11 protein-coding genes are annotated in these 13,596 nt (G+C 74.4%); 4 read left to right on the top strand and 7 right to left on the bottom strand.

What is annotated here, in order from left to right; all coding sequences use genetic code 11:
• Window positions 1–34: 34 nt before the first annotated feature.
• The 3 genes from AB0J46_RS40825 (at window position 35) to AB0J46_RS40815 (ending at window position 2,119) form a co-directional block, all read left to right on the top strand.
• Window positions 35–565, top strand: coding sequence for a hypothetical protein (locus AB0J46_RS40825; protein WP_364340159.1), 531 nt, complete (start codon window positions 35–37; stop codon window positions 563–565).
• Between the two features lie 3 nt (window positions 566–568).
• Window positions 569–1,000, top strand: a complete 432-nt coding sequence (locus AB0J46_RS40820) for a hypothetical protein (RefSeq protein ID WP_364340157.1) — start codon at window positions 569–571, stop codon at window positions 998–1,000.
• Window positions 1,001–1,084: 84 nt separating this feature from the next.
• Complete coding sequence (locus tag AB0J46_RS40815; RefSeq protein WP_364340155.1) at window positions 1,085–2,119, top strand: DUF5685 family protein; 1,035 nt, start codon at window positions 1,085–1,087, stop codon at window positions 2,117–2,119.
• Between the two features lie 28 nt (window positions 2,120–2,147).
• Here AB0J46_RS40815 and AB0J46_RS40810 read toward each other — a convergent pair whose 3' ends face one another.
• From AB0J46_RS40810 to AB0J46_RS40795, 4 genes are all read right to left on the bottom strand, one after another.
• On the bottom strand, window positions 2,148–2,897 hold the full coding sequence (locus AB0J46_RS40810) for a GNAT family N-acetyltransferase (protein WP_364340153.1): 750 nt from the start codon (window positions 2,895–2,897) through the stop codon (window positions 2,148–2,150).
• Between the two features lie 88 nt (window positions 2,898–2,985).
• On the bottom strand, window positions 2,986–4,134 hold the full coding sequence (locus tag AB0J46_RS40805; protein ID WP_364340151.1) for a globin domain-containing protein: 1,149 nt from the start codon (window positions 4,132–4,134) through the stop codon (window positions 2,986–2,988).
• 67 nt (window positions 4,135–4,201) lie between these two features.
• Window positions 4,202–4,663, bottom strand: a complete 462-nt coding sequence (locus tag AB0J46_RS40800) for an Rrf2 family transcriptional regulator (RefSeq protein WP_364340149.1) — start codon at window positions 4,661–4,663, stop codon at window positions 4,202–4,204.
• Between the two features lie 35 nt (window positions 4,664–4,698).
• Window positions 4,699–5,349: a nitroreductase family protein gene (locus tag AB0J46_RS40795; protein WP_364340147.1), complete on the bottom strand. Its 651-nt coding sequence runs from the start codon at window positions 5,347–5,349 to the stop codon at window positions 4,699–4,701.
• 132 nt (window positions 5,350–5,481) lie between these two features.
• On the opposite strand from AB0J46_RS40795, the gene AB0J46_RS40790 reads away from it, so the two are divergent.
• Window positions 5,482–6,312: an SAM-dependent methyltransferase gene (locus tag AB0J46_RS40790; protein ID WP_364340145.1), complete on the top strand. Its 831-nt coding sequence runs from the start codon at window positions 5,482–5,484 to the stop codon at window positions 6,310–6,312.
• 3 nt (window positions 6,313–6,315) lie between these two features.
• Here the strand turns inward: AB0J46_RS40790 and AB0J46_RS40785 are convergent, their stop codons facing one another.
• The 3 genes from AB0J46_RS40785 to AB0J46_RS40775 form a co-directional block, all read right to left on the bottom strand.
• On the bottom strand, window positions 6,316–10,485 hold the full coding sequence (locus AB0J46_RS40785; RefSeq protein ID WP_364340238.1) for a serine protease: 4,170 nt from the start codon (window positions 10,483–10,485) through the stop codon (window positions 6,316–6,318).
• A 138-nt stretch (window positions 10,486–10,623) separates the two neighbouring features.
• Window positions 10,624–11,181, bottom strand: a complete 558-nt coding sequence (locus tag AB0J46_RS40780; RefSeq protein ID WP_364340143.1) for a hypothetical protein — start codon at window positions 11,179–11,181, stop codon at window positions 10,624–10,626.
• A 368-nt stretch (window positions 11,182–11,549) separates the two neighbouring features.
• The gene (locus tag AB0J46_RS40775; RefSeq protein WP_364340141.1) at window positions 11,550–13,589 is read right to left on the bottom strand and encodes a M14 family zinc carboxypeptidase; all 2,040 of its coding nucleotides are present in this window, start codon (window positions 13,587–13,589) and stop codon (window positions 11,550–11,552) included.
• Between the last annotated feature and the right edge of the window lie 7 nt (window positions 13,590–13,596).

Genomic DNA, 13,596 nt, shown 5'->3' with positions numbered 1-13,596 from the left:
CGCCAGCGTCAGCGCGACAGACACGAGGTGAGGAATGGCGACGACGATCAGCGCGTCCACGCTCAACGGACGGCACCACAAGGCGGCACTCACGGTTTTCCTGCTCATCGTGGTGGCCCACTGGGCCGAGCACCTGGTGCAGGCGGTGCAGGTCTACGTCTGGGGGTGGCCGCTGAGCGAGGCCCGCGGGGTGCTCGGCCTGCCGTTCCCGTGGCTGGTGACCTCGGAGTGGATGCACTACGGGTACGCGCTGCTCATGCTCGTGGGCCTGGTCATGCTCCGCAGGGGGTTCGCGGGCCGTTCGCGCACGTGGTGGAACATCTCCCTGGGCATCCAGGTCTGGCACCACATGGAGCACCTGCTGCTGCTCGTGCAGAAGATCACCGGGCTGTACCTGCTCGGACGGCCGGTCCCGACCAGCGTCCTGCAGATCTTCCTGCCCCGGATGGAGCTGCACCTGTTCTACAACGCGGTCGTCTTCGCGCCGATGGTGGTGGCGATGCTGCTCCACCGCCGGGCCGCCGAGCACGGCGGGGCCGCCTGCACCTGCGCGGTGGCGCACTAGCTCATGGCGGTCACCAGACGACGTCCGAGCGGGTTCACGGTGGTGCTGGCCGTCGTGGGGCTGTTGCTGCTGTTGGTGTCCGTGCCGGAGTTCGGCCCTGTCGTACGGGCCGCCCGCGCCGACGGGGTGAGCGGCGCGTTCACCGCCCGGGAGCTGCGGTGCGTGCGGCATCCCGGGCACGAGTCCTGCGTCTGGGCCGGGGACTTCACCTCCGGCGACGGACGGATCCGGCGGCGCGACGTCGAGCTGTACGGCAGCGACCGCGGCACCCTGGCGGCGGGACAGGCCACCGCGGCCGTGGACACCGGCCGCCTGACCCGCGTCTACGGGCCGGAGGGCTCGGACGAGTGGCTGTTCACCGCGCTGCTCACGCTGGCCGGGGCGGCCGTGCTGACGGTGGCGGCCAGACGGGCGGCGCGCCGCCCCCGCGCCTGAACCCGCGCCTGGGTCCCGCGGTGCCGTGTACGGGCGATCGCCCGTACGATTCCTCCAGCGTTTTCCGGATCTTGTGAGGTTCGTGTGTTCGGGATCATCCGTCCGTGCGGTGAGCACGGGTGCGCGGCGGTACGCGCGGCGTGGCGGGCGCACCTGTGCGGGCTCTGCCTGACACTGCGGGACGGGCAGGGGCACGCCGCCCGGCTGACCACCAACTACGACACCCTGATCCTCTCGGTGCTGACCGAGGCCCAGCTCCCGGCCGCCGTGCCGCACCGGACGGCCGGTCCGTGCGCGTTGCGCGGGTTCCGCTCCGCCGACGTGGTGGACGCCCGCGGTCGCGGCGCCCGGCTGGCGGCGGGGGTGTCGCTGGTCCTGGCCGCGGGCAGGCTGCGCGACCAGGTGGCCGACGGGGACGCCGCCCCGGCCGCGGCTCCGGCCCGCCGCCTGCTCGCGGCCCGCTGGCAGGCGGGCGGCGCCAGGCTGGCGTCCGGCGTCGGCTTCGACACCGCCGTGTTGTCGGCGACGGTCGACCGGCAGCTCGAACGCGAGCGCCGGGCCCTGGCCATCCCCATGGACGTGCTCGACCTCACGGCGCCCGCCGAGGAGGCGGTGGCGGCGGCCTTCGCCCACACCGCGGTGCTGGCCGGACGGCCGGGCAACGCGGCGGCGCTGGCCGAGGCCGGCCGGTTCTTCGGCCGCATCGCACATCTTCTGGACGCCGTCGAGGACCAGGCGGCCGACGACGAGCGGGGCGCGTTCAACCCGCTGACCGCCACCGGCACCGGCCGCGAGCGGGCGCGGCAACTCTGCGACGACGCCGCCCACGGGCTCGCCCTCGCCGTGGCCGACCTGGAGCTGGACGAGCGGCACCTGGTGGAGCGGCTGCTCGGCGCCGAGGTGCGCCGGGCGGTCGAGCGCGCGTTCGGCGCGGCCTCCTACCGGCGTCCCGGCTGGATCCGCAGGTCGGCGGCGGGAGTGGCGACGTTCCTGACCTGTGGGCTCTGGCGGCCGAGGTGGAGCAAGAAGGCGGGACGGCCCTGCTGCGAACGCTGCTACCTGGACAACTGCAGCGGCTGTGACTGCCCCGACTGCGGCGGCTGCTGCGACTGCGGCTGAGCCGGCGGCCGGGGCGTCGACGAGAGGGTCAGGGAGCCGAGATGTGCAGGACCTCGCCCGCCTTGTGGTAGCCGACGCGGGCGTAGACGCGGCCCGCGGCGTCGTCGGCCGGGGTGAGGAACGGCATGGTGATGCCGGCGTCGGCGCCCGCCCGGGTCAGCAGCGCGGTGACGGCTCCGCCGATGCCGCGCCGCCGGTGCGTGTCGCGCACGGCGATGCCGGCGACCTCGGCCACGCCCTCCTGGGGGCCGCCGAGCTGCCCGGCGCCGACGACCTCGCCGGTGGCGACGTCGGTGGCCGCGGCCACCAGGCCGCCGCGGTCGAGCACGCCGCGCAGCCGCGCGACGTCGTGCTCGGTGGCCTCGGGGGCGTCGAAGGCCGCGTTCATCACCCGCGCGACCTGCCACAGGCCCGGGTCGTCGGTCACCAGCGCGAGGCGCACGGCGGCGTCGGCGGGCGGCTCGGCAAGCGACCCGGCCGGGCACACCAGCAGCGGGAAGCGCCCCTCGACGGCGAACCCGGCGGCCAGCAGGGCCTCCTCCACCTTGGGCGCGACCTGCGGCACGTACTCCAGCCGGGGTGTCCTGCCGCGCTCGCGGAAGGCGGCGGCCAGCGCGGCCACCTGCTCGCCGGTGGGGGCGAGGTCGTCGTCGGGGATGGCGTAGTTGAACGGCGGCGCGTCGTCGTGCTCGTCGAAGCGGATCAGGAACGGCCCGGCCCGGTGTGCCCGGGTTCCGGCCGCCGCTCGAAGGTATGCGTGCACGCGTGCGCCCAGCAAGTGAAGTCCTCTCGGTTGACGTGACCGTCACAAGGTAGGGCCGCGCCCACCGCCGGACAAGCGGTTTTCCACCTGCGAGCGCCGCGGGTCAGGCGGCCGGCCAGAGGTCGGGGCCGAACACCTCGTAGTGGATGTCGCGGGGCGCGACCCCGGCCTCGATCAGCTGGGCGCGGGCGTCGCGCATGAAGGCCAGCGGGCCGCACATGTAGACGACCGCGCCTTCGGGGATCTCCACGCCGGTCAGGTCCATGCGGCCGGTGCGGCGGCCCTCGCCCTCCTCGTACCAGAAGGCGCTTCCGGGGCCGGCCAGGCGTTCCATGTCGGCGCGCAGGGCGTGACCGTCCTTCGACCGGTCGGCGTGCAGGACGAGGACGGCCCGGTCGTCGCCGGCCGCGGCCAGGTGCTCCAGCATCGCGACGATCGGCGTGCAGCCGATGCCGGCCGAGACGAACACCAGCGGCGCCCGGCCCCCGGCCAGGGTGACCTCGCCGAAGGGCGCCGACAGGGTCAGCTCGTCGCCCGGCCGGACGGTGTCGTGCAGCAGCGCCGACACCTCGCCGTCCCGCTTGACGGTGATGCGGCGCACGCCGTCGGCGCCGGAGCCGGACAGCGTGTACTGGCGGAGCTGGTGGACGCCGTCGGGCATGCGGACGCGGACGCTGACGTACTGGCCGGGCAGCGCGGGCGGCGCGGGGTCGTCGCCCAGCGGGGCCAGGACCAGCGAGAACGCGTCGGCGGTCTCCTCCCGGCGCTCGGCGACCCGCCACTGCCGCCAGGTGGCGCCCTCGCGCGCGCCGGCCTCGGCGTAGATGCGGGCCTCCATGGCGATCAGCGCCCCGGCCATCAGCCAGTAGACCTCGTCCCAGGCGGCGGCGACCTGCGGGGTGACCGCGTCGCCGAGCACCTCGGCGATGGCGCCGAACAGGTACTTGTGCACGATGACGTACTGGTCGTCGGTGACGCCGACGGCGGCGTGCTTGTGGGCGACGCGGGCCAGGAGTGCGTCGGGGCGCTCGCCGGGGTGGTCGAGCAGCGCGCCTGCGAAGGCGGCGATCGAGCCGGCCAGGGCCCTGCGCTGCTCGCCGTTGCGCTGGTTGCCCCGGTTGAACAGGCCGTCGAGCAGCTCGGGACGGTCGGCGAACATGGTGTCGTAGAACCGGGCCGTGATGTCGTCGAGGGCCGCTCCGACGACGGGCAGGGTGGCGCGGACGACCGCGGCCGACTCATCGGACAACATGGGGGACCTCCAGAGGGGGAAGGCAGCACGAAACCGCCGCTCAGAAAATTGGTATCTGAGATACATATTACGGAGCGGTGACGGTGCCCCTCTCCCCGGGGGTGGACAGCGACAGCAGCGCGGGCCCCGTGGGGGCGTCGACCAGGGACGCGACGGTCACCGTGTCGAGCGAGACGTAGAAGGCCTCCTGCGCCTGGCGCAGCGCCGTCCGCAGGCGGCAGGCGGCGCGCAGGGGGCACGGCGGGTCGTCCTCGCAACCCACCACGTCGCCGGCCCCCTCAAGGGCGCGGACGAGCGCCCCCACCGACGCCGACCGCCCCTGCGCGGTCAGCGCCAGCCCGCCGCCCCGCCCGCGCCTGGCCTCCACCACGCCCAGCTCGCTCAGCCGGGCCACGGCCTTGGCCGCGTGCGTGTACGGGACCGCGAGCATGCCGGAGACCGCGCGGGTGGTCAGCTGCTCCCGCTCCCGCGCGACGGCCAGGCGCATGACGATGCGCAGGGAGATGTCGGTGAAGGCGGTCAGGCGCATGTCTTCACGTTAGGCGTCCCCGGAGGGTCGCCGGGTCACCAGCGGTCGAGATGCAGCACTTCGTCGAGCGGCTGCCGCGCGGCGGGCCGGAAGCTCTCCCCCGTGAAGTACGCGGTGGGCAGCAGCACGCCCTGGCGCACCTCGGCCGGGATGCCGAGCAGCTCGGCGATCTCGCTCTCGTACTCCAGGTGCAGGGTGGTCCACGCGCTGCCCAGGCCGCGGGCGCGGGCGGCGAGCATGTAGCTCCACGCGGCGGGCAGCAGCGAGCCCCACAGCCCCGCCTGGTTGCCCTCGGGCAGGCGGCCGCCGGGCAGCTCGATCGCGCCGATCACCAGCACCGGGACGTCGCCCATGTGCTCGGCCAGGTAGGCGGCGCTGCCGCTGACGCGCTCCTGGACGGCCGCGCGCGCCTGGTCGTCCCGGAACATCGAGCGGGCCGAGCCGTCCGAGGTGTAGTAGCTGTTCCACGACCGCCGGTAGTAGTCGCCGATCACCTTGCGCCGCTCGGGGTCGGTGACCACGATCCAGTGCCATCCCTGCCGGTTGCCGCCGCTGGGCGCCTGGAGCGCGACCTCCAGGCTCTGGCGGACCAGCTCCGCCGGGACCGGGCGGGACAGGTCGAGGCGCCTGCGCACGCTGCGGGTGGTGGTGAGCAGGGTGTCCGGGGCCAGTGGTTCGATCGTCATGGGCTCATCATGTCAACGCGGGCCGCTGGAATCCCGTAGCCCGTACGGCCCGGCCCGGGCCTGATTTTTCCACGCCCCTGGACGTATGATCACGCCAGCCGGACTCGCCCGACGCAACCGAAGGAGCCGACCGTGGCCGACGACGAGCAGGACGCGCCCGCCCTCGACGTGGACACCACCAAGCCCAGCGTCGCCCGGGTCTACGACTACATGCTCGGCGGCAAGGACAACTTCGAGATCGACCGCGAGGTGGCCCAGATGGCGCTCCGGATCGCCCCGGACGCCCCGCAGGCGGCCCGGTCGAACCGGGACTTCCTGGCGCGCGTCGTCCGCGACCTGGTCGTGGAGGCCGGTATCCGGCAGTTCCTGGACATCGGGTCGGGGCTGCCCACGCAGGGCAACGTGCACGAGATCGCCCAGGCGGCCGCCCCCGGCTGCCGGGTGGTCTACGTCGACCACGATCCGATCGTGCTGGTCCACGGCCGGGCCCTGCTGGCCGTCGACGACGGCACCACCGTCATCGAGGCCGACATCCGCCGCCCCGACGACGTCCTCGACCACCCCGAGACCAGGCAGCTCCTCAACCTCGACGAGCCGGTGGGCCTGCTGCTGTTCGGGATCCTGCACCACCTGTCGGACGAGGAGGACCCGGCCGGCATCGCCGCGCGCCTGGTCGGACGGCTCGCGCCCGGCAGCCACGTCGCCGTCTCGCACTTCCACAACCCGATGGAGGAGCGCCCGGAGGTGTCGCGGCAGGCGTTCGAGGCCGAGCGGCTGTTCAACGACACCATGGGCACCGGGCGGTGGCGCACCCGGGAGGAGATCCTCGGCTTCTTCGACGGCCTGGAGCTGCTGGAGCCGGGCCTGGTGCCGCTGGCCGAGTGGCGGCCGGAGCCGGGTTACCGGCCGGCCCTGGGCATCACGTACCACACCTTCCTGGGCGGGGTCGGGCGCACGCCGTGACGGTCAGCAGACCGCGTCCGGCAGCGCGATCGGCACCTGCTGCCGGTCGCCGGGCGTGAGGCGGCGGCCGAACACCTCGCACAGCCGCGCCCGCCAGCTGCCGGGGTCGAGCCGGAGCAGGTCGGTGGAGTAGCCCGTGGCGCCGTCGCCGCCCTTGAGGCGCAGCAGCAGCGAGCCGTCGGGCGAGATGTCGAGGAAGTCCTGGGCCTGGCGGAAGGTGTAGCCCTCCTCGTAGGACACCCCGGTCCCGCCGAGCCCGAAGACGCTGATCTCCCGCTCGCGGAACAGGAACAGCCGGCCCGCGTTCTCCGGCATGATCGAGGTCATGCGCTCGCCGCCGCGGATGTTCTCGCCCGACGAGCGCAGCGGGCCGAGCACCTTCCTGAGCGGGTGGGTGAGCCACACCTCGGGCAGCATGCCGCTGCGGAACAGCAGCAGGTGGGTGCCCGTGCGGTCGAAGACGAACCCGCTGACGACGTCGGCGCCCACGGTCAGCCGCCGGTCCTTGACCTCCTCGCCGGTACGCAGGTCGATCGTGCGCAGATGGTCGGCGCCCTGCACGGCGACCATCAGGTGGCCGGCGCTCCACGGGCTGACCTGCACCTCCGTGACGACCGCGCCGGGGCCGGCGACGTCGAAGGCGCTCTTGCGGCGGCCGGTGGCCGGCTCCCAGCGCTCCAGGCGGCGGCCGGCGACGGTGAACAGGTCGCCGTCCTTGAAGAAGCAGGTCAGGTGCGTGCCCTCGGGCGGCCGGGCGGTGGTGACCTCGGCGAGGGGGGACAGCGAGGGCAGCGCGCGGACGGCGACCCTGGTCGGGGCGACGGCGTCGGCGAGCAGGCGTCCCGACTCGTCCACGACGGGGTCGCCGTCGGCGTCGAGGCCCTTCGGGCTCTTGGCGCGGGAGACGTCGGCCAGGGTGCGCTGCGGATCGCCGGTCTCCATGAGGCGCAGCCGGGCGCCGCCGTCGGCCTGGGCGACCATCCGGGTGCCGCCCTGGAGCAGCGCCGGGTTGCCGATGAGCTGCTCGCCGTCGCGCAGCGCGGTCAGCACCAGGGTGTCGGGCGACCTGGTGAGCAGTTCCTGCGCGCCGGGCGCGCCCACCAGCGCGACCGGGGCGGCACTGGTCTGGGCGTCGATCCAGGCGCGCGACAGGGTGCGGCCGGCGGCCAGGTCGACCAGCTCCCAGCCGGCGGCGCCCTGCTCGGCCACGCGCCTTCCCTCGCGGTCGACGACGAACGCGCCGCACGGGCGTCCGGCCTGGAAGCCGCCCAGCCGCTCGCCGTCGCGCACCGCGAAGCCCGTGTACGTGGCGGCGCGGCCGTCGTCGCTGGTCCGGCAGGTCACGGCGGTGGCGCCGTCGCCGGAGACGGCCAGGCCGTCGGCCGGGCCGAGCTCGCGGATGGTCAGCTGCCGCCACACCGGGCTGCCCTTGCTGCTGTACACCTTGGCCACGCCCTTCTCCCGGACGACCAGGGTGGTGGCGTCGGGGCCGAACCGGACCAGGTCGGCGGGCAGGTCGTACACCCAGGTGCGGGCGGTGCCGGTGGCGCCGAGCGACTGGAGCACGAGCTTCTTCGGGCCCGCGGTGACGATCCAGCCGTCGTCGCCGTCCGCCCTGACGTCGGCGACGGGCTCGCCGGCGGTGAGGTCGCCGGCCGGGGCCGGCCGGTCCTGGCGGGCCAGGACGTGGCCCTGGTCCAGCAGCTCGCCGTCGCGTGGGTCGACGCGGTGCCAGACCATGCCGCCGTCGTCGAGGGCGTAGGCGATCAGGCCGCCGTCGGCGGAGACGGCGGGCCGGCTGGTGCCGCCCCGGTCGGGCAGGTGGGTGGGCCGGTAGCGGCCGTCGGGGCCGCGGGTGAACAGCGTGGCGCGGCCGGCGGCGGAGGTGGTGGTGGCCAGCAGGACGCGGGCGTCGTCGCTGGCGTCGGCGGCGGTGATCGAGCCGAGCGCGCCCGTGGCCACGCCCTTGGTGTACCGGTGTTCGACGTAGCGCTGCAGGAGCTGGGCCCTGGCCTCCTGGGTGGGGGCCGCGCGGTAGGCGCCGACGGCGAGCAGCGACGACAGCTCGGGGTCGCGTTCTGCCAGGTCGGCCGAGGCGCCCGCCAGGGCGCGGGAGCGGGACTCGGCGGCCCGCTGCTCGCCGATCCGGCCCTGGTAGCGCGTCCAGGCGACCAGCGAGAGGACCGTCAGCAGCGCCACCCCCGCGCCGGTGATCGCGCTCCGGCGGCGCAGCGTGCGGCGTTGCTGACGGCGGCGGCCCTGGCGCAGGTAGTCGTGCTCGTCCTCGGTCAGGTCGGCGGGCCGTTCGGCGAGCCAGCGGGCGGCGGCGGCCAGCTCGGGCGGGCCGGGGAGCCGGTCGGGGGCGCGCCCGGCCTGCCGCCAGCGGCCCATGTCCTGGTGGAGCAGGTCGCGCCATTCGAGGAACTTCAGGTCGGCGGCGACGATCCCGGCCAGCCGGGGCCATTCGGTGATCAGCGCCTCGTGGGCCAGTTCGACGGTCTGGCGGCCGTCCTCGCCGGTGTCCATGACGAGCAGCCGCCCGGCGGCCAGCCGGCCGGCCGTCCGCCAGCGCTGCTCCCCCGCCTCCTCGCGGGTGACCCGGCGGCGCAGCGGCGCGTGCGCCCCGGCGGCGACCCGGACGAGCCGGGACAGCAGTTCCTCCCCGGCCGCGGCGTCCTCCTCGGGCACGCACGCCGCCCAGACCTGCTCGGCCTGCGCGCCCAGGGCCCCGCGCACGCCGCGGCACGCCTCGTAGGAGGTGTGGGTGATGCGGCCGCCCTCCTGCTCGTGCCAGAGGCGGTCCAGCAGGAAGCCGATCAGCGGCAGGGCGCCGGGCGCGCCCCCGGCGTCGCCCAGGATGCGGTCGACCAGGCCGGGGTCGTACGTCACGGCGGGGACGGCGTCCAGCGGCGCCTCGACGGCCTGCCGGAGCTGGTCGCGGGTCATGGGGGTGAGCCCGTAGGTCTCGCGGCCGAGCGCGCCGCCGAGCGCGGGGTGGGACAGGGCGGCGGGCAGGAAGTCGGCGCGCAGCGTGAACAGCACCCGCACGGCCGGACAGGCGCGGGCCGCGGCCAGCACCACGGCCGCGTCGTCGGCCTGCTCGGGGTCGCCGACCAGCAGTTCCTCGGCCTGGTCGACGACGAGCAGCAGCCCGGTCGCGCCGGTGTCGCGCAGGACCTGGGCGACGACGTCGGGCAGCCGGCCCTTCCGCAGCGGCTCGCGCAGCGCGTCGGCCCTGGCCAGCGCGTCGGCCCCGGTCAGGCCCGGGTGCGACAGGGCGGCAAGTTCGGCGGCGAGCGCATCGGGCCAGGACCGCACGGCCGACGGCCGCAGGACGACGACCTGGCAGCCCTGGCGGCGCATGGCGGGCACGACCCCGGCCAGCGCCAGCGACGACTTGCCGCAGCCGGACGGGCCGGTGAGCGTGACCTCGGGATGGGTCTGGAGGAGGCGGGCGATCCGGGCGGTCTCCACGTCGCGGCCGAAGAAGACGGCGGCGTCGCCCTCACGGAAGGCCGACAGCCCGCGGAACGGCGAGGCCGGCCGTACGGTCGCGGCCAGGGCGGGGACGGCGCGGGTGAGCGACCGGGTGGGGATCACGAACGCTTGACGGGGCCCGCCTGGCTGGGCCGCGACCACCATGCCGACGACGTCGCCGAGCTCGACGTCCCAGACGGGGCTGCCGCTGAAGCCGCTCTCGATCGGCACGCCGCGCGGGTCGTCGGGGGCGCACTGGAGCCAGCCCTGCTGGGTGCCGCCGAGCAGCCGCCCGGTGTGCCAGCCGCCGCCGCGCAGGCCTGGCGGGAACCCGGCCACGACGACCCGGTGACCCCACAGGCTGCGCGGCTCGGCCATGCGCAGCGGGCGTCCGCCCGGGGGCGCGGCGTCCAGGCGCAGGACGGCGATGTCGCCCGAGCCGTCGGGCGCGGTGTGGACCCAGTGCTCGACGTGGGCGCGCACCGGCGCGGCGTCGCCGGCGAAGGGCAGCTCGACGGTGACCCAGGCGTCCGGCGGGAGCGGGCCGCCGGCGTGGCCCAGGGCGCCGGAGACGACGTGCGCGCAGGTGAGGGCGCGGTCGGGCGCGATGAGGAAGCCCGCGCCCGCCACGTCCCCCTCGGGGCCGCGCACGCGCAGGACGGCGAGGTTCAGCGCCTCGTCGGGCCCTGCCTCCATCACTTACGGTCACCACCCGTCACTCCAGGTCGTCAGGTGAGCCAGTATGGCCGCTGGACGTGGGCGGTGTTTGCCGTTCCTTGACATGCGAGAAGGGCGTCCCCTAGCGGGGAACGCCCTTCTCGTCGTGCGCGCGTGTTACTTCTTGACCGACAGCGGGGTCGTGCCGGTGTCCTGCTGACGCCAGGCGCCCGTGTCGAACGCCACCGGAGCGGCCTTCCTGCCCACACCGTCACCCCACTTGGTGACCACGTACTGGATCTTGATGTGACCCTCGCCCTTCACACCGTCCACACCCAGCGTGTCCGGGTTGAACCGGCCACCGGTCAGCTCCGCGAACGTCTTGGCGTCCAGGTCCAGCATCACCCCACGACTGGAGGGGTCACCAGGACCACGGTCCCCCACGAAGAACGGCAGCTTCTTACCCTGGTAGACCACGTAACCCTCGGTCATCAGCGGCCACGACGGCGAAGCCGCCAGACCCTTCTGCATCGGCTTGCCGGCCGCAGGCAGACCCGTGTCACCGGCGCGACCCGAGGAGTCGTCCCAGAAGTAGGACGCCGTCGTCGAACCGGCCAGCACACCCTGACCGTTCACATCCGCATCAGCGCTCGCGGGATGGGCGGCGGCACCGATCGTCAGCGCCGACACAGCAGCGGCCGAAAGCATGGCGAAAGAACGCAGGCGAGCAGTCATCAGCAGTCTCCTTGGTGACATCGATCATCAGGGCGGCATGCGCTCGCTTGACTCAGACAAGACATGAAGGCCGTAGCCGGGCACAAACGCCATCGGTCGCTACGTGGAGCGCAATGGGGGCGGACCCGAATGGGTCACTCACCCGCCAACAGGTACAACGCTAACCCAAGAAACGGACAAACGCAAACCAAACACCCCAAAACGGGCAAAGATCTACCCCTGAACCGTAAACCCCGGGCAAGCGACCCCAACGTGGGCAAAAGCCCAGGTCACTGTCGCGGGGTGTCCGTATGTAAACCCCGGGCAACGCGCGGGCATTCCCGGCCCCCGCGAACGCCATGACCTGGGCATGAGCCGCGCGGCGGCGGTCACGGGCTCCGGTAGTCGGCCGCCACCCCCACCAGCGAGATCAGGCCCGCGGCGAACTCCATCGCCTCGGCGTGCCCCTCCTCGAACGGCGGCTGGAAGCCCACGCCCTCCCACGTCCGCGCGGCCGGGTTCCACAGGTCGGCGCCGACCTCGAAGTCCCAGCCGTAGACGCCGTGGTCGTACCAGAGCTCGTCGGCGGAGTTGCCGGCCGCCGAGTAGAGCACGTCGGTCACCGGCCCGGTCTGCTGGGGCCAGATGACCGTGCCGCGCTCGGCGGCGATGGCCTGCTCGATCGTGCGGGCCGAGCGCATGAAGTACGCCTCCTCCTGGGCGCTCGGCCTGGGCAGCGCCACGCGGCCGTCGAGCTTGTACGCCCCGGGCGGCCACATGAAGTACCCGCCGTAGCTGTGCACGTTCATGGCGAACCGGATGTTTCGGTACGTCTCAGCCAGCCACATCACGTTGCGGCTCTCCGGCTCCGAGTGCTCGGCCGGACCGGCGTACGTGCCGCTCTGGCAGTTGGCCGAGGCGCCGAAGTAGCCGTCCGACAGGGAGCCGACGGCGTAGTTGCGGTTGACGTCCACGCCCCAGGTGTTGCGCTGCGCCGGGTCGGACTGCGCGGCCGGGCAGTGGTTGGTCATGTTCTTCCGCTGGCCGTTGAAGTCGTAGAAGCTGTAGTTCGCGCCGTCGGGGTTGACGGTGGGGACGATGAAGATGTCGGTGCGCTGCAGCAGCCTGCGGGTGGCGGCGTCGCGGGCGTAGTTGCGCAGCAGCCGCTCGGCGGCCTCGACGGTGACCAGCGGCGCCACCCATTCCCTGGCGTGCTCCTGGGCGTAGGCCAGCACGCCGGTGCGCGAGCCGTCACGATGGACGCCGACGCGCAGCGCCAGCACCCGCATGGGCTTGCGGGAGACGTCGGCGGGCGCCTTGAGCGAGTCGGTGAGCCGGGTGGCGGGGGCGGCGGCCATGACACCGGCGCCCGGGTCGGTGCGGTAGGCGGCGGCCTTCAGCCCGGTGCCCGGCGCGGCGTTGATCGCGGCGACGACCTGGGCGGCGGTGCTGACCGGCGTGCCGGAGCCGTCGGTGGCCAGGCTCACCGTGACCTGCTTGCGGGCCACGCTCACCTGGAGCGGCCGGTCCGGCGCACCCGGGGCGGCCAGCTCGACGGACAGGTCGTTGCCGCCCTCGGAGCCGTAGGCGTCGGAGGTGACCACGATCGCGGCGCCGGGCGGCGTGCCGATCAGCGCCTGGGCGTGGCGGCGGTAGCCGTTGGTGAGGTTGGGCAGCGGGATGACGTCGGTGAGCGACGGGTACCGCCGGTGCAGCGCCTGGATGCGCTCGTTGAGCTGGGCGGGCGGCATGTACTGGGTGACGAAGTCCTTCTGGTAGCCCGGCGCCCGGTGGTCGGGGCGGTCCCCGTCGGGCCATTCCCGCACGCGGGCCTCGGCCGTGCCGCCGGTCGCCGAGGTGACCGTGACGCGCTGCGGCTCGGCCGGCACCGGGGCGGGGGTGCTGAACTGGTGGCCCAGGTAGGCGCCGGCGTCGACGTACGGGACCATCGCGACCTGGCCGGTGGCGCCGCCGCGGCCCGTCCAGGTGGCGGTGAGTGCGGCCGTCTCGCCCGCGCTGCTGGCGGCCTCGACCGACAGGAAGTACCCGTCGCGAGACTTGTACCAGACGGCCCGTTCGATGACGATCTGGTCCTGCGCGGCGGTGGCGGACGGCGCCTGCCGGGCGGCGGGCGGCGTGCCGGACGCCAGGCCCACGCCGATCGCCCTCAGCTCGGCGAGCTTGCCGGCCGTGAGCACGGCGTCCACCTGGACGCTGCCGTCGGCCTGCGGACGGACCCGCTCGGTCAGGTCGGCGCCGGAGGCGACCAGCCGCTCCATCGCGGCCCTGTCGGGCACGGAGAGCGTGACCAGCGACGCCGGCTCGGGATCGCCCGGCCCCGCCACCGCCGGCAGCGACGACGGCCCGGAGGCGAGGAACGTCGAGACGACGATCATCAGGATGACTGCGGACGCCCTCAAGCCACGCATCGGCTCC

It is taken from the genome of Nonomuraea sp. NPDC049758 (assembly GCF_040674635.1).
Taxonomy (GTDB): Bacteria; Actinomycetota; Actinomycetes; order Streptosporangiales; family Streptosporangiaceae; genus Nonomuraea.
This window is presented reverse-complemented; position numbering and strand designations above follow the sequence as displayed.